This window comes from Enterococcus gallinarum NBRC 100675, from assembly GCF_001544275.1.
Classification (GTDB): Bacteria; Bacillota; Bacilli; order Lactobacillales; family Enterococcaceae; genus Enterococcus_D; species Enterococcus_D gallinarum.
Genome location: NZ_BCQE01000004.1, coordinates 202,275 through 218,096, shown reverse-complemented (window position 1 = coordinate 218,096; position 15,822 = coordinate 202,275). Strand labels below are relative to the sequence as shown.

Below are 15,822 nucleotides of genomic sequence, written 5' to 3'. Positions count from 1 at the left end.
CGCTTTGACATTCGATTGTCTAAATTGGTAGAAAAGATGACCTTATTAGCAAGTCATTAGATTTCTGAAGCGACTTCGCCTTCGATTTCTTTTCCATGGACTACCGATTTGGTTTTCCACACACCGGAATGCCAACGATAGATCATTAATATACTCCGCAATGCTTCATCAATTGCGTAGGCGATCCAGACACCAATCAAGCCAAATTTAAAGACGATGGCCAAAGAGTACGAGAACGGTAAGCTGATGACCCAAAGAACGATCAAACTGCAGAATAATGGGAATTTAACATCCCCGCTGGCATTTAAAGAGCCCACTAGGATCATATTGACCGCACGTGCTGTCTCTAGGACGATTTCAACGAGAAATACGCCTTTAGCGATTGAGATGACTTCAGCATTGGTAGTAAAGATTCCCATAATCGGTTCGATAAAGAGATAAGTCAATAAACAAATTGTAACAGAAGCGATGATGCCAATAATCATTGTGCGCATGCCCCGTTTTTGTGCTCGCTCAAATTCTCCTGCGCCTACATGACGACCAATCATGATTTGATTTCCCTGACTTAACGCCGAGGCGATCAAATACACAAACTGAGTGATCGCTGTAACATAAGACTTAGCAATCAGCACGCTCGAACCTAATTGCGCAACGATCATCGTTACCACCACTTGTGCCCCTTGATAAGACAAAGATTCTCCTGAGGAAGGTAGGCCATAGGTTAAGACATTTTTCATTACATCCCATGATAAATGCTTCAATCGGGCAGAAAGAACAGAAAAACCAACGTGTTTTTTCAGTAAAAATGCCGCAACGATCAAGCCAATCGTATTGCCGAAGACACTGGAGAAAGCTAGTCCTGTTACACCGAAATTAGGTAAGCCAAAAGGACTGTAAAGTACAAAGTAGTTACCAATAACAGCTAGGATACTGGCAAACATCGGTACAAGCAAAGCTGGCTTCGTAAAGCTGTGGCTACGCATGACCGCGATAATGACAGCTGTCAGCGAAGAAATAAACAGGCTGCCGCCATATACTTGTAGGTAGCCGCGACCCAAATCAACCAATGCTTCTTCTAATCCCATAAAATGCAGCAATTGATCAGAGCCAAAAATAAACATCAAGCTGATCAAAATACCTAAAAATAGAGAACCAAAAAGTGCTGTATTGATCACAGTAGGGATTTTATCCCGCTGCTTCGCACCAATTAGTTGAGCAATAATGATTTGCGTACCGACAGTGATGAAACCATAAATAAAGACGGTCAGATTCAGCAATTGATTTGCTGCGCTGACGGCAGCGACTGCTGGTTCAGAATAATGGGAAATCATCCATACATTGACATTCCCAATAATCACACGTAAAAATAGTTCAACAAAAATCGGCCAGCTAAGAAACAATAGTTCCCGATCAGATCTTTTCAAAAGTTTTTTCTTATTCAATTGTAAGGACTCCCCGTTTTCTATATAATAGATGTATCGTGAAAATTTTACAAAAAATGAAAAGAAAGTCAATGTAATTTTCAGAGAAAAAAACGGGAATATCTTATTATTTTTTGTAAGCAGAACATTCGACAGAAATTCTTTTTGAAAGTAAAGTATGGGTAGTCGAAAATGGAGGGAACAATTATGTATGATGTAATTATTATCGGCGCTGGACCTGCCGGCATGACAGCAGCGCTGTATGCGTCACGGTCAAATTTATCTGTTCTGATGATTGAGCGGGGAGCTCCTGGCGGTCAAATGAATAATACTGCTGAGGTTGAAAATTATCCTGGTTTCGATTCGATCTTAGGCCCAGAACTTGCTATTAAAATGTATGAAAGTGCCATCCGCTTTGGTGTTGAGAATGCCTATGGTATCGTTCAGGGGATCACGGATCATGGAGAGTACAAGGAAGTCTGCACAGAAGACAAGAATTATCAAGGGAAAACTGTGATCATTGCAACAGGCTGTGTACATAGAAAATTAGGAGTCAAAGGCGAGGAAGAATTCGCTGGACGCGGAGTTTCATATTGTGCAGTTTGTGATGGCGCCTTTTTCCGCAACAAACGGTTGATCGTAGTTGGTGGTGGAGATTCTGCAGTCGAAGAAGCGATCTACTTAACACAATTTGCTTCAGAAGTAACGATTGTCCACCGTCGGGATGAGCTACGTGCGCAAAAGATCATCCAAGAACGAGCATTTGCCAATGAAAAGATCTCATTTATTTGGGATTCTGTCGTGGAAGAAATCAAAGGCAACGACATGGTCGTAACTGGTGTTCAAGTGCGAAATGTCAAAACAAATGAAGTAACGGAAGAAGCGGCCGGTGGTGTCTTTATCTACGTTGGACTGGATCCATTGACTGAACCATTCAAAGCTAGTGGACTCACAAATGAAACAGGTTGGATCCCAACCAATGAAATGATGGAAACAACTATGCCAGGCGTTTATGCGGTAGGGGATGTTCGTGAAAAAGGCTTACGACAAATCACTACAGCAGTCGGGGACGGCAGTATCGCTGGTCAACAAGTATTTGATTTTATAGAAACACAAAAAGACCAGCAAGCAGTTAAATAATTATCGAACGCACTGTTATTTATAAAACGTTATTCGTTTTTGATAGCAGTGCGTTTGCATTTTCGTTTGGTTATTCTTTGAGAAAAACAGAAGTAGTGTTATACTAAAATTATAGTCATTTTAAAGTTAGAAGGAGTGGTTTTTGTATGGGATGGGAACAAATTTATGAGCAATGGAAAAATCATCAACAATTAGAAGCAGGGTTGAAGGATCAGTTGACAGAACTGGAGAAAGATCCAGAAATGTTGCAAGATGCTTTTTATATGCCGCTTGAATTTGGTACTGCTGGGATGCGAGGGATCTTAGGACCTGGGATCAACCGCATGAATATCTATACGGTTCGTCAAGCGACTGAGGGATTGGCGCGCTTCATGGATACACAAGATCCAGAAACCCGTCGCCGCGGTGTCGCAATCGCTTATGATTCTCGTCATTTTTCACCAGAATTTGCGATGGAAGCAGCCAAGACATTAGCAAAACACGATATTCCGGCCTTTGTATTTGAAAGCTTACGTCCAACCCCTGAATTATCTTTTGCGGTACGTTATCTGCATACGTTCACTGGAATCATGATTACAGCATCTCACAATCCGGCAGCTTATAATGGATACAAAGTATACGGCGAAGATGGTGGACAAATGCCTCCAGCAGATGCGGACGCCTTGACAGCTTTTGTTCGAGAAATTGAAAATCCATTAGAAATTCCAGTTTTATCAGAAGAAGAAGCAAAGCATAGTGGATTAATCACGATTATCGGCGAAGAAGTCGATACTGCGTATCTAAAAGAAGTCAAAACAGTGACAATCGATCAAAAATTAATCGAGACAACAGGGAAAAATCTTAAATTAGTTTACACACCATTACACGGAACAGGTCGGATGCTTGGTGAAAAAGCTTTGAAACAAGCAGGGTTTGAGCAATTTATTATTGAACCTTCACAAGCTGTTGCAGATCCAAACTTCAGTACAGTCAAGTCACCGAATCCAGAAGAACATTCTGCCTTTGAATATGCGATTGCTCTGGGAGAAAAAGAAGGCGCAGACTTGTTGATTGCAACTGATCCAGATGCGGATCGCTTGGGCGCTGCAGTCCGGATGCCTAATGGAAATTATCAAGTATTGACAGGAAATCAATTAGGCGCATTGATGATCCGCTACATTCTAGAAGCCCACAAGAATGCCGGCACACTACCGGAAAATGCAGCAGTCCTAAAATCGATCGTTTCTAGTGAATTGCCAACAGCGATTGCCCAGTCTTACGACGTTGAAATGGTCAATGTATTGACTGGCTTCAAATTCATTGCCGAAAAAATCCAACAGTATGAAACGGATCATTCCCATACGTTCATGTTTGGTTTTGAAGAAAGTTACGGTTACTTGGTAAAACCTTTTGTGAGAGATAAAGATGCGATCCAAGCACTTGTCTTGTTGGCTGAAGTTGCTGCTTTTTATAAACAATCGGACAAAACACTTTATGATGGATTGCAAGATATCTTTGAAGAATATGGGTATTATGCCGAAAAAACGATTTCTGTTACGATGAGCGGTATGGAAGGTGCAGCCAAAATCACTGCATTGATGAAAACATTCCGAGAAAAAGCACCATCAGTTTTCGCGGGTATACCAGTCGTTCAAACGGAAGATTTCAAAGAATTGACAAGAGTCGGTTTAGATGGTCACATGCAAAAAATGACTACACCACCGTCAGATGTATTGAAATATACTCTTGAAGATGAGAGCTGGATTGCGGTTCGTCCTTCTGGAACTGAACCAAAAATCAAATTTTACATTGGTGTCAAAGGAAACTCTTCTGAAGATGCAGCAAATAAAATTGCTGAACTTGAAGCTGCCATTAATGAAATTACAGAAGCTTAAGCTATAAACAAGAGCTAGATCCTTTTCAAATACTTGGATGAGAAGCAGATAGATTATTTTGCTGATATTCAGTTCTTCTTGGAGAACTTATTATAGGAAAATGTGCTGCTTCTTTTCCAGGTATTTGGTTGGATCATGCATTTATTTTGCCGCCTTGTTTTCAATGGGCTTGACAAAGAATGCTTGAACCAGCTAGAATTCTATTCACCATCGAGAAAGGAAGACCAGCATGACTCAACCAAATCAAGAAGATATCCAAAAAGTCACTCAAATGTTTAAAATGCTTGGTGATCCTACACGTTTGAAGATATTGCTTTCTTTAGAAGAAGGAGAACGTAATGTAACTTCGATCGCAGAGCAAGTGATGATGGAACAATCTGCGGTCTCTCATCAATTGAAACTATTGAAAGATAATCGGATCGTAAAATCGGAACGACAAGGAAAGACAATTTTATATAGTTTAGATGACAAGCACGTAGTCGACATCTTACAAAAAACATTCGCTCATATCCATCACCGCTGAAACTAGGACGAGAATTTCTCGAAAGTCCTAGTTTTTTCTTATGCTTTTTGGTATGCTAGTAGAAAATTAAAAATGGATGAACGATTTTTTAATAACGTTTTCGGTAAGGAGGCTATATGAAAGAGCAATTAAATATAGGACTACTAGGAATGGGTGTCGTAGGCACTGGAGTCTGCCAATTATTAGCGGAACAAAGAGAGGCAATCGCAGCCCGAACTGGTGTCGAGATTTTTATTACGAAAGCATTGGCCTCTCCTTATGATGATAAAAGCGCAATTGCCCAAAAATATGGGTTTGAACTGACTAGTGATATTCAGGAAATCTATCAGGATGAGTCCATCGATGTCATTGTGGAATTGATTGGCAAGATCGATCCTGCGAAGGATTTTATTCTTGGTGCGTTAGCTCACAAGAAACATGTTGTAACCGCCAATAAAGATCTCTTGGCGACTCATGGTCCAGAACTGACTGCTGCTGCTAAAAAAGCCGGAGTTGCATTGTATTATGAAGCCAGCGTGGGGGGCGGGATTCCTATCTTGCGAACATTAAGCACGCATTATTTGCCCGATACGATTACTTCGATTTCTGGCATCGTTAATGGTACGACGAATTATATGCTGACAAAAATGTTAACAGATAACTTAAGTTATGAGGAAGTTCTAGCTGAAGCACAGGCAAAAGGATTTGCAGAATCGGACCCGATCAATGATGTGGACGGTATTGATGCAGCTTATAAGATGGTCCTCTTGACAAAATTTGCATTTGGTATGACGATCGAGATGAAAGATATTTCTATCGGCGGCATTCGTGGATTAGCAATTGAAGACATCGTTTATGCCCAACAACTAGGGTATGAAGTGAAACTTATTGGTACGGCACAAAAGACACCAAAAAATCATGTCGCTGTTTCTGTTGGTCCAGTTCTTGTCCCTAAGTCCCATCCGTTAGCCTCAATCAAATATGAGTTTAATGGCGTGTATATCGAAAGTACAGGCATCGATCGTTCCATGCTTTACGGACCTGGAGCGGGGGCTCGTCCTACTGCGACGAGTGTGCTGGCAGATGTGACGGAGATCGCTAAAAATAAATCTGCTGGGATCACTGAATCATTTCTAACCTTTGAACAGCCGACTCAGATTGCAGTACCAGATGAGCTTCGTCAACGTTATTACATTGCGCTGACTGAACCATTATCAGCGCAGCAACAGACATTAGACTGGATCGACCAAGAATCTATCTTGGAAAAGAAAGCATTTTTGACGAAGCCGTTGAGTCCCTCGGAATTAACAGCAGCATTATCGATTTTTGAAGATGGTCGAATTAGCCAAATCATGAAAGTAATGGAGGAGTAGCAGATGTATGAAGGACTATTAAAGCAATACAAAGAGTATTTACCGGTGACAGAAAAAACACCGCTAATCTCATTAGCAGAAGGAAACACACCGCTGATTCCATTGAATAACTTATCAAAAGAATTGGGTATCACATTGTACGGGAAATACGAAGGACTAAATCCTACTGGATCTTTCAAAGATCGGGGAATGGTGATGGCAGTAGCCAAAGCGGTGGAAGAAGGCGCAAAAGCAATTGTTTGTGCTTCTACTGGTAATACCAGTGCTGCTGCTGCAGCGTATGCGACACGAGCAGGAATCAAAGCCTATGTGGTGATTCCAGATGGTAAGATCGCAATGGGCAAGTTGGCACAGGCGATCGTTTATGGCGCGGATATTATTTCTATTCCCGGGAATTTTGATGAAGCACTAAAAGCAGTTAGAGATATTGCCAAAACCGAAGCTGTGGCCCTCGTGAATTCAGTCAATCCTTACCGTTTGGAAGGACAAAAAACCGCTGCCTTCGAAATTTGCCAGCAGCTGGAGAAAGCGCCAGATGTACTAGCAATTCCAGTAGGAAATGCTGGAAACATCTCTGCTTATTGGAAAGGATTCAAAGAATGGCATGACAAACAAGGGACTTCACTACCAAGAATGCATGGATTTGAGGCAGAAGGTGCCGCAGCAATCGTAAAAGGCACGGTAATCGAAGAGCCAGAAACAATCGCAACAGCGATTCGGATCGGCAATCCAGCAAGTTGGAAGCTAGCAGAAGCCGCTCGTGATGAATCAAATGGGTTTATCGATGCTGTAACCGACGAAGAGATTTTGAATGCTTACCGAAAGGTAGCTGCACAAGACGGTGTCTTTATTGAACCAGGATCGGCTGCTTCACTAGCAGGCGTGATTCAGCACGTGAAAAACGGGAAAATTCGTCCTGGTGAAACCGTAGTGGCAGTCTTTACTGGAAACGGCTTGAAAGATCCTGATACAGCTATTCAGGCTACCGAAGTAGCGATCCATAAGATGAGTGATCTAGAAGAAATGCGGCAACACCTGCGTAAAGGAGTGTCTCAACTATGAAGATTCGCGTTCCTGCAACCAGTGCAAATTTAGGACCTGGTTTTGATTCTTGCGGGATTGCTCTCTCAAAATATCTATTCATTGAAATTATGGAAGAAAGTGACCGATGGGAGATCTTACATGAACTTGGCAGTGAAATTCCTAATGATGAAAGTAATCTGCTGTTACGTGTCGCGCTAAAGCTTGCACCTACACTTACACCGCGTAAAATCCGCATGTACTCAGATATACCTTTAGCACGGGGATTAGGCAGCAGTTCATCGGTTATCGTGGCTGGAATCGAATTAGCCAATCGTTTAGGACACCTGAACTTAAGTGATGCACAGAAAGTTGATATTGCAACGGCCATTGAAGGTCACCCCGACAATGTGGCACCAGCAATTTATGGCGATTTTCTGATTACGGCCTTTGATCATGAACATAAACAAACTTATGTTGTTAAACATCATTTTCCGGAATGCGATATCGTTGCTTATATTCCGCAAGAACAATTGTTGACAGAAGCTAGTCGGAATGTCCTCCCTAAAACACTGGACTTTTCAACTGCTGTTGAATCTAGTGCAATCGCCAATGTGATGATCGCAGCAGTGATCAAAGGGAATCTACCTTTAGCAGGTAAAATGATGCAGGCGGATCGTTTTCATGAGAATTATCGCGAAAAATTAATTCCGCATTTATCCACGATCCGCCAAATTTGTGAAGAAGAAGGCGGTTATGGCTGCTTCTTGAGTGGGGCTGGACCAACTGTCTTAGCGATTGTCCCACCCGAAAAGGCAGATAAGATCTGCCGCCTTCTCCATGCGCTCGAGACCAATGCAGCGATCGAACAGCTGCAGATCGATCGCGAAGGCGTCCAAGTCTTTTAGACTTTTCTGATTTGACACAAGCAAAGATCCCCAGAATAATGGTACAGTCTAGCTGACCATTATTCTGGGGATCTTTTTGTTCAAAACGTTTGTGGCTGGTTATTCTTCTGTTTCTGACGTGTAGTAACTATGGTCTTCCAAATTCAATGCATTCAAAATCATGGAAGCTGTCTCTTCAATTGAAAGAGAGGCAACATTAATGACAATGCAGCCCAATTTTTGATAAAGATCATTGGCGAACTCTAATTCAGCCCGGATTTTTTCAATATCTGAATACGCCGTGTCTGGATTCAATCCGTAAGAACGCATCCGTTCTTTGCGTATGCTGTTTAAAACGTCGGGATCATTCGTTAACCCAACGATTTTACTCGGTTCGATTTCCCACAACTGCTTAGGAATATGTGCTTGGGGCACAAGAGGCAAATTCGCCACCTTTAAGTTTTTGTTGGCTAAGAAAAGACTTAGCGGAGTTTTTGATGTTCGGGAAACACCTAACAAAACGACATCGGCTTCGAGAAAACCTCGTGGGTCTTTTCCATCATCGTATTTAACAGCGAATTCCATTGCTTTGATACGTTTGAAATAATTTTTGTTTAAATGATGCAATGCGCCGGGTTCTCGCGATGGAGCGACACCTGTGCGTTTTTCTACCTCGGTAACAGGAGGAGTCAATACATCAAAATGATATAGGTCGGCTTCTTCACAAAAGTGATTGGTTAGCGAGACTAGCTCATCGTTGATCAGTGTGTGCAAAATAATGGCATCGTGTTTTTTGGCATCAGTCAACGCCTGGATCAAGTGTTCTTTGGTGTGAATAAAGGTACGCCGAAATAAATTGAATTCAACACTCGGGTACTGTGCCATCGTTGCTTGAGCTAATTTGGAGGCCGTTTCTCCTGCTGAATCGGACAAGACAAAAATCGTGACAATCGTTTCTTGTGGGTTCATAGTAAAATCCTCTCTTGCATTTTTGATAATTTCATTATACCATACTTACGATCGCTAAAAATCGGAATGATTTTGATTTACTGGAGGGATTCGATGAAAAATCAACCATTGATTGAGCAAGCTATGTCGATATTAAAAGAACATGGCTATAAATATACCAAAAAAAGAGAAGCTATCATTACTTATTTAGTGAAACGCAACCGTTATTTGCCGGCAAAAGAAATCCATGAATTCATGTCTGAAGAATACCCAGGTCTAAGTTATGACACGATCTATCGCAACCTTCATGACTTTTCTGAGATTGGTATCTTGGAAGAGACTGAATTGAATGGAGAAATGAAATTTCGTTATAATTGCTGCGTGGAATTGGAAGATCATCACCATCATCATTTTATTTGCACGGTTTGTGGCAAAACAAAAGAGCTGCATATTTGTCCAATGGATTTCTTTCAAGAACAATTGCCCGGGTGTAGTATCGAAGGCCATCGTTTTGAAATTCTAGGCAGATGTGAAGATTGTCGCTGATTGTTCGGATTCTAAGATTGAATCAGGAAGTTCATCGACTTTTTTAATAGAATACCTTGACACTTTTTCAGGGGTTAGCTATAATTTTCAAAGGACAGTCTTGTTTTTTGAGATTTTATTTCAATGACAAATACGGTTACTTTTTAAGCTCGGAGGGAGGGAATTTACATGTCAAAAACAGTCGTTCGCAAAAACGAATCACTTGACGATGCTCTTCGTCGCTTCAAACGTTCCGTGTCAAAAGCGGGTACTTTACAGGAATCTCGTAAACGTGAATTTTACGAAAAACCAAGTGTAAAGCGTAAGAAAAAATCTGAAGCAGCTAGAAAACGTAAAAAATTCTAATTTTCTACTGTTTTGAGAATTGGAGCTGGTAGTGTGACGCTACTAAGTACACTGAATGATGACATGAAAACAGCGATGAAAGCCAAAGACAAGGAAACGTTGCAGGTGATTCGCATGTTGAAAGCATCGATTCAAAACGAACAGATCAAAAAAGGTGCCGACTTGAACGAAGAGGAAGAGTTGACTGTGTTGTCTCGCGAAATGAAACAACGTCGTGATTCTCTGACTGAATTTGAGAAAGCCGACCGTACCGATCTGGCTGAAAAAGTCAAAGGTGAAATTGCAATTGTTGAAAAATACTTGCCGGCACAACTTGATGAAGCGGAAATTCGCCAAATCGTTGCTGGTGCGATCGAAAAAACAGGTGTTTCTTCTCCGAAGGAATTCGGAAAAGTGATGGGCGCTGTGATGCCTCAAGTAAAAGGCAAAGCAGACGGCAACCAAGTGAATGCGATCGTCAAAGAATTATTAGAGCAAATGTAAGGACACGCCGTAAGCATCTTATTGGATGCTTACGGCTTTTTTGTTCTATCTTAGTGAGTATTTTTAAGTAGAATCAATGACCGAAAAACAAACTATTAATAAATTGCAAAGAACGCTGCCAAAACGTTTCTTGAAGCTTACAAGTAATTTTGCTTTTAGCGATTGTGTGGTATTATAAACTAGAATGCCTAAAAAAGGAGCTGTAACTTATTTGACAGAAGAGCGTATTTCTTTGGAAATCCAACTGACTCAAAATGATGATATTAGTTTGTTGTTGGGTTCCCATGACAAACATATCAAAGTCATCGAAGATGCTACACAAACAACGATTCATACCCGCGGGGAAATGATCCAAATCATTGGTGAAAAGACAGCCGCTGAAAAAGCCCAATCCGTGATCCATGCGCTGCAAGAGTTGATCAAACGAGGGATCAATATCAGCACGCCAGATGTTATTACGGCATTGAACATGGCAAATAAAGGAAACTTAGATTATTTCACAGATATGTATGAAGAAGAAATCATCAAAGATCGTAACGGTAAGCCGATCCGCGCAAAAAATGCCGGACAAAAGAAATATATTGAAGCCATCAGAACCCATGATGTCGTTTTTGGCGTTGGACCAGCAGGAACAGGAAAGACGTTTCTTGCCGTTGTCATGGCCATTGCGGCATTGAAGAAAGGACAAGTTCAAAAAATCATCTTGACGCGACCCGCTGTTGAAGCAGGTGAAAATCTTGGCTTTTTACCAGGTGATCTGAAAGAAAAAGTCGATCCCTATTTGCGTCCCGTTTATGATGCACTTTATCAAATCTTTGGGATGGATCATACCAATCGTTTGATGGAACGCGGCGTGATCGAGATTGCTCCGCTAGCCTATATGAGGGGGCGGACTTTGGAAGATGCTTTTGTGATTCTTGATGAGGCACAGAATACCACCATTGCCCAAATGAAAATGTTTTTGACCCGCCTAGGATTTAATTCAAAAATGATCGTTAATGGCGATACAAGTCAAATTGATTTACCAAAAGGAACAACGAGCGGACTGATTCATGCGCAACGAGCGTTAGAAGCAATTCCTAAAATTGCGTTCGCGCACTTTGAAGCAGGAGATGTCGTTCGTCATCCAGTCGTTGCAGACATTATACGTGCCTATGAGGAATCCGATAGTAAAGAAAAACGTTGATTGTCGGACAGGAGGGGTAAAATGATCATACAACCGTTACGGAATTTTCGAGAAAAATTAGGCCGCTTTTACCTGCCGCTGCTTATGGTGCTCTTTTTTGTTTTATCTATTGGGATCATGTTTTCCAGTGTAAAACAAAACAATGTCGACTATAGCGAGGGGCAGGTTGCGGAAGAAAATATCCGAGCCAACAAAACGATTGAAAACACAACTGCTACTGAACAAAAACGTACGCTAGCCGCTGAAGCCGTCTCGCCTGAATACACGTATCAAGACGATTTGGCACAAGTTCAACATGAACGGATCAATCATCTGTTTGAATTGATCGAGACAGTCAACAAGACTGTCAATACGAAATATGAAGCTGCGGTCAAAGCTGCTGGTGAAAATGAAAATGTTCCTAAACCGGATACAGAAGAGTATATCGCCACTTTAAAAAAAGAATTTGAAAAAATGAGTGATGATGAACTTGACTTTTATCAAGCACTGACCAATAATTTTTTGTCGACATTATTTTCATTGAATAGTAATCAGCTGAATACGGTAAGAGATTATGCGCTGCAGCTTGTTGATGAACAAATGGCTAAACAGATCCGCCAATCTGAATTGAGTACTTTTCGATCAGAAGCTGAAGAAAAGATCCAATTTTTGGATGTAACTTCTGAAATGGCAACAGCATTACGCTTTTTAGTCAATCAAGGAATCGTTGTCAACGATTTTCCTAATGAGAAACGAACGGAAGAAGCGCGGCAAGCTGCCAAAGACGCTGTTCAGCCTGTTATGATCTATCAAGGTGAGATCATTGTCCGGGAAGGCTCGCAGATTGATTCAAATGCATTAGAAAAATTGCAGCTTCTCGGTCTGACGAGTCAAACCTTCTCTGTATTTCCGTTGATTGCTTTAGTTTTTACTGCTGCTTTACAGATGCTCATGCTCTTTTATTACACACGGCAGACAAAAAACGAAGACAAACGGATGAATGCTGTGACCTTTTATGTCATTGCGATGATTTTTAGTATTTTATTGATGAAATTTTTCCAACTATTTCAGTCTGAACTCATCGCGTTCATTCCGTTATTCTTTCCAGCTGCCTTTACCCCGCTGATCTTGAATATATTCTCAAGTCGGCGTTTGGGAATTCTAGCTGCAATGTTTCAAGTGATCAATGCGATTTTCATTTATTTTGATTCCAGCGGTACGAATATGCTGACCACTGTCTTGGTAACCTATTTGTTCTCTGGATTGATGGGAACAATGATCAGAAGGGAACGGATCGCCAGTCAAGGACGAACAGCCATTGTGTGGGTCATCGTCTTTCCGTTCTTATTAAGTGTCATGTTAGTGATTTTCCAAGGGATGGATTTCGCGAGAGGCAATACCTGGACGACGATCATTTGTGCCTTAGCGGGTTCATTACTTAGCTATCTACTAACGATTGGTTTGCATCAATACATTGAGTTATTGGTCTCAGACAATAGCATGATCGTTCTGAACGAACTAAGTAATCCAAATCACCCGTTACTTAAACAATTGCTGGAAGAAGCACCAGGAACCTATCATCATAGTATGATGGTCGCCAATTTGAGTGCGAATGCTGTAGCAGAGATCGGTGGACAAAGTTTACTGACACGGGTCGCTTGTTACTATCATGATATCGGTAAATTAAAGCATGCGAATTTCTTTGTCGAGAATTTACCCGCAGGGGCTGAAAATCCCCATAACTTTTTGCTTCCGGAAGACAGCAAGCAAATCATTTTCGGTCATGTGATCGATGGAGCGGTTCTTTTAGAAAATGAGAAAATGCCTCAGATGGTGGTGGATATTTGTCGCCAGCACCATGGAACAACCTTGATGCGTTATTTCTATGTCAAAGCAAAAGAGCGTAATCCAGAAGTGACAGAAGCCGATTTTCGCTATCCTGGACCAAAACCACAAACAAGAGAAGCCGGGGTCGTTAGTATCGCGGATAGTTGTGAAGCTGCTGTGCGGGCAATGGATAATCCCACAGATCAGAAAATCAAGGAATTTGTTTCGAATTTGATCAATGATCGGATTCTGGATGGACAATTAGATGAGTCCGGATTGACATTGCATGAAATTCGTATCATTGAAAAGTCCTTAGTCAATGGATTGTGTAGTACATTCCATTCGCGGATCAAATATCCAAAAATGAAATCCGAAGCGGAAAAAATGAAAGAAGAACAAGAAAGAAGAGATCGGTAATGGAGATTGCTTTTTTAGATGAAACAAATACAGTGAGTCAAGAGAAAATCAATGAAATTGATGAACTGCTGCAATATGCGGCAGACTATTTGAAGCTGCCTGAGGATACGGAAATGTCTGTCACCTTCATGGACAATGCCGCTATCCAAATCATCAATCGTGACTATCGTGATAAAGATCAACCGACAGATGTCATCAGTTTTGCTTTAGAAGAAGAAACGGAAGAAGAGTTGCCGATCATCTTTGATGATGAAATGCCAGCTATGCCGAGAAATCTCGGGGATATCATGATTTCAGTCGAGCGGGCAAAAGAGCAAGCTAGTGAGTATGGACACAGCTATGATCGGGAATTGGGCTTTTTAGCACTGCATGGATTTTTGCATATCAATGGTTATGATCATATGACGCCAGAAGATGAGAAAGAAATGTTCGGTCTGCAAAAGGAAATATTGGATGCCTATGGACTCAAAAGATAAGAATACAGAAAAAAACAAACAATTTATCACATCCATTGAATTTGCCTTTACAGGAATCAAGACCGTCTTTGACGAAGAGCGCAATATGCGCAAACATGTCTTATTAGGCATCGTTGCGATCATTGCGGGATTTGTCTTTAGATTAAATCAAATGGAATGGCTCTGGTTGTTATTGTCGGTATTCTTGGTTTGGATCGTGGAAATCGTCAACACAGTCTTTGAGAATGTCGTTGATATGTTTACCGATTTTCACTTCCATCCCATTGGCAAAAAAATCAAAGATATGGCGGCAGGAGCAGTCCTGATGACTGCATTCTTTGCATTGATCGTTGCGGCAATCATTTTTATACCTAAAATTTTAGAGTTCTTTTAGAAAGATAACACACAGAGGAGATCACCTATGACAACACATAAATCAGGCTTTGCTGCCATTGTTGGCCGGCCCAACGTTGGTAAATCCACATTACTTAATCGCGTAGTAGGTCAAAAAATCGCTATCATGAGCGACAAAGCGCAAACGACCCGAAATAAAATCCAAGGGGTTTACACAACACCAGATGCACAAATCGTTTTTATCGATACTCCTGGAATCCATAAGCCAAAACATCGCTTAGGAGATTTCATGGTGGAAACTGCCTATAGTGCACTTCGGGAAGTCGATGTGACCTTATTTATGATCAGTGCCGATCAAAAACGGGGGAAGGGCGATGACTTCATTATCGAGCGGCTGCGGAAAAACGAGACGCCGGTCTTTCTAGTCATCAATAAAATCGATAAAGTACATCCGGATGAACTTTTAGCTATTATCGAAGATTATGCGGCTCAAATGACGTTTGCGGAGATCGTGCCGATTTCGGCAACGGAAGGAAATAACTTTGAGACATTGATGAGATTAGTCATTGATCAAATGCCGGAAGGACCCCAATATTTTCCTGAGGATCAAATCACAGACCATCCAGAGTATTTCATCGTTTCAGAATTAGTGCGGGAAAAAGTGCTATTACTGACTAGAGACGAAGTGCCTCACTCAGTCGCTGTGGTGGTTGACTCGATGAAACGGGATGAAAATGATAAAGTTCATATTCAAGCAACGATCGTCGTTGAACGGGATAGCCAAAAAGGAATCATTATTGGAAAAGGCGGCAAAATGCTGAAACAAATCGGAACAAAAGCACGATTAGATATCGAGCATTTGTTAGATGATAAAGTTTACTTGGAGTTATGGGTCAAAGTTCAAAAAGACTGGCGAGACAAACAAACCTTCCTGACAGACTACGGTTATCGGAACGATGATTATTAATCTTCTCTAAACAAGATCAGCTAAGAAGTTTGATGAGAGAAAAGACAAAGAAAGCTGGAGCAAGCGAAGGGAATTGAGCTGCTTCAGCTTTCTGGTTT

The 15,822-nt window shown here is 41.3% G+C and carries 16 protein-coding genes; 14 read left to right on the top strand and 2 right to left on the bottom strand.

Annotation, left to right across the window (positions count from 1 at the left end; translation table 11 throughout):
• Window positions 1–56: 56 nt before the first annotated feature.
• Window positions 57–1,442 (bottom strand): MATE family efflux transporter, encoded by a 1,386-nt coding sequence (locus EG2_RS03240; RefSeq protein ID WP_060813433.1) that lies wholly within the window; start codon window positions 1,440–1,442, stop codon window positions 57–59.
• Between the two features lie 186 nt (window positions 1,443–1,628).
• Here EG2_RS03240 and trxB point away from each other — a divergent pair, with 186 nt between their 5' ends.
• The 6 genes from trxB (at window position 1,629) to thrB (ending at window position 8,238) form a co-directional block, all read left to right on the top strand.
• Window positions 1,629–2,561 carry a thioredoxin-disulfide reductase gene (gene trxB, locus EG2_RS03235; RefSeq protein ID WP_060813432.1) on the top strand — a complete coding sequence of 311 codons (933 nt, stop codon included), beginning with the start codon at window positions 1,629–1,631 and terminating at the stop codon, window positions 2,559–2,561.
• A 146-nt stretch (window positions 2,562–2,707) separates the two neighbouring features.
• On the top strand, window positions 2,708–4,435 hold the full coding sequence (locus EG2_RS03230; protein WP_060813430.1) for a phospho-sugar mutase: 1,728 nt from the start codon (window positions 2,708–2,710) through the stop codon (window positions 4,433–4,435).
• A gap of 229 nt (window positions 4,436–4,664) precedes the next feature.
• On the top strand, window positions 4,665–4,958 hold the full coding sequence (locus tag EG2_RS03225; RefSeq protein WP_060813428.1) for an ArsR/SmtB family transcription factor: 294 nt from the start codon (window positions 4,665–4,667) through the stop codon (window positions 4,956–4,958).
• A gap of 116 nt (window positions 4,959–5,074) precedes the next feature.
• Window positions 5,075–6,310: a homoserine dehydrogenase gene (locus EG2_RS03220; protein ID WP_060813426.1), complete on the top strand. Its 1,236-nt coding sequence runs from the start codon at window positions 5,075–5,077 to the stop codon at window positions 6,308–6,310.
• 3 nt (window positions 6,311–6,313) lie between these two features.
• A complete protein-coding gene (gene thrC, locus EG2_RS03215) occupies window positions 6,314–7,372 on the top strand; it encodes a threonine synthase (protein WP_060813423.1) in 1,059 nt (352 codons plus the stop codon).
• A complete protein-coding gene (gene thrB / locus EG2_RS03210; protein ID WP_060813422.1) occupies window positions 7,369–8,238 on the top strand; it encodes a homoserine kinase in 870 nt (289 codons plus the stop codon). The genes thrC and thrB overlap by 4 nt, the downstream gene beginning before the upstream one ends.
• A 99-nt stretch (window positions 8,239–8,337) precedes the next feature.
• Here the strand turns inward: thrB and EG2_RS03205 are convergent, their stop codons facing one another.
• A complete protein-coding gene (locus EG2_RS03205) occupies window positions 8,338–9,186 on the bottom strand; it encodes a pyruvate, water dikinase regulatory protein (protein WP_003126279.1) in 849 nt (282 codons plus the stop codon).
• A gap of 93 nt (window positions 9,187–9,279) precedes the next feature.
• Between EG2_RS03205 and EG2_RS03200 the strand changes: the two genes are divergently transcribed.
• The 8 genes from EG2_RS03200 to era all read left to right on the top strand — a co-directional run bounded on the left by EG2_RS03200 (window position 9,280) and on the right by era (window position 15,724).
• Window positions 9,280–9,711 carry a Fur family transcriptional regulator gene (locus tag EG2_RS03200; RefSeq protein WP_060813421.1) on the top strand — a complete coding sequence of 144 codons (432 nt, stop codon included), beginning with the start codon at window positions 9,280–9,282 and terminating at the stop codon, window positions 9,709–9,711.
• Window positions 9,712–9,879: 168 nt separating this feature from the next.
• Complete coding sequence (rpsU, locus tag EG2_RS03195; RefSeq protein ID WP_002356740.1) at window positions 9,880–10,056, top strand: 30S ribosomal protein S21; 177 nt, start codon at window positions 9,880–9,882, stop codon at window positions 10,054–10,056.
• 33 nt (window positions 10,057–10,089) lie between these two features.
• Entirely contained in the window at window positions 10,090–10,539 is a 450-nt protein-coding gene (locus EG2_RS03190; protein WP_060813420.1) for a GatB/YqeY domain-containing protein, read from the top strand.
• Window positions 10,540–10,750: 211 nt separating this feature from the next.
• Complete coding sequence (locus EG2_RS03185; protein WP_060813419.1) at window positions 10,751–11,725, top strand: PhoH family protein; 975 nt, start codon at window positions 10,751–10,753, stop codon at window positions 11,723–11,725.
• A 21-nt stretch (window positions 11,726–11,746) separates the two neighbouring features.
• Window positions 11,747–13,948 (top strand): HD family phosphohydrolase, encoded by a 2,202-nt coding sequence (locus EG2_RS03180; RefSeq protein WP_060813418.1) that lies wholly within the window; start codon window positions 11,747–11,749, stop codon window positions 13,946–13,948.
• Window positions 13,948–14,424 carry an rRNA maturation RNase YbeY gene (ybeY, locus tag EG2_RS03175; protein WP_060813417.1) on the top strand — a complete coding sequence of 159 codons (477 nt, stop codon included), beginning with the start codon at window positions 13,948–13,950 and terminating at the stop codon, window positions 14,422–14,424. Before EG2_RS03180 ends, ybeY begins: the two co-directional genes overlap by 1 nt.
• Window positions 14,408–14,797 carry a diacylglycerol kinase family protein gene (locus EG2_RS03170; RefSeq protein ID WP_282956887.1) on the top strand — a complete coding sequence of 130 codons (390 nt, stop codon included), beginning with the start codon at window positions 14,408–14,410 and terminating at the stop codon, window positions 14,795–14,797. Before ybeY ends, EG2_RS03170 begins: the two co-directional genes overlap by 17 nt.
• Before the next feature lie 27 nt (window positions 14,798–14,824).
• Window positions 14,825–15,724, top strand: coding sequence for a GTPase Era (gene era, locus EG2_RS03165; RefSeq protein WP_060813415.1), 900 nt, complete (start codon window positions 14,825–14,827; stop codon window positions 15,722–15,724).
• Window positions 15,725–15,822: the final 98 nt, after the last annotated feature.

Excerpts from the sequence above, each read along its gene's own strand:
- rpsU (WP_002356740.1), top strand. The coding sequence starts at position 9,880 with ATGTCAAAAACAGTCGTTCGCAAAAACGAATCACTTGACGATGCTCTT.
- trxB (WP_060813432.1), top strand. The coding sequence starts at position 1,629 with ATGTATGATGTAATTATTATCGGCGCTGGACCTGCCGGCATGACAGCA.
- EG2_RS03220 (WP_060813426.1), top strand. The coding sequence starts at position 5,075 with ATGAAAGAGCAATTAAATATAGGACTACTAGGAATGGGTGTCGTAGGC.
- EG2_RS03205 (WP_003126279.1), bottom strand. The coding sequence starts at position 9,186 with ATGAACCCACAAGAAACGATTGTCACGATTTTTGTCTTGTCCGATTCA.
- EG2_RS03200 (WP_060813421.1), top strand. The coding sequence starts at position 9,280 with ATGAAAAATCAACCATTGATTGAGCAAGCTATGTCGATATTAAAAGAA.
- EG2_RS03230 (WP_060813430.1), top strand. The coding sequence starts at position 2,708 with ATGGGATGGGAACAAATTTATGAGCAATGGAAAAATCATCAACAATTA.
- thrC (WP_060813423.1), top strand. The coding sequence starts at position 6,314 with ATGTATGAAGGACTATTAAAGCAATACAAAGAGTATTTACCGGTGACA.
- EG2_RS03180 (WP_060813418.1), top strand. The coding sequence starts at position 11,747 with ATGATCATACAACCGTTACGGAATTTTCGAGAAAAATTAGGCCGCTTT.
- EG2_RS03225 (WP_060813428.1), top strand. The coding sequence starts at position 4,665 with ATGACTCAACCAAATCAAGAAGATATCCAAAAAGTCACTCAAATGTTT.
- EG2_RS03170 (WP_282956887.1), top strand. The coding sequence starts at position 14,408 with ATGGACTCAAAAGATAAGAATACAGAAAAAAACAAACAATTTATCACA.
- ybeY (WP_060813417.1), top strand. The coding sequence starts at position 13,948 with ATGGAGATTGCTTTTTTAGATGAAACAAATACAGTGAGTCAAGAGAAA.
- thrB (WP_060813422.1), top strand. The coding sequence starts at position 7,369 with ATGAAGATTCGCGTTCCTGCAACCAGTGCAAATTTAGGACCTGGTTTT.
- era (WP_060813415.1), top strand. The coding sequence starts at position 14,825 with ATGACAACACATAAATCAGGCTTTGCTGCCATTGTTGGCCGGCCCAAC.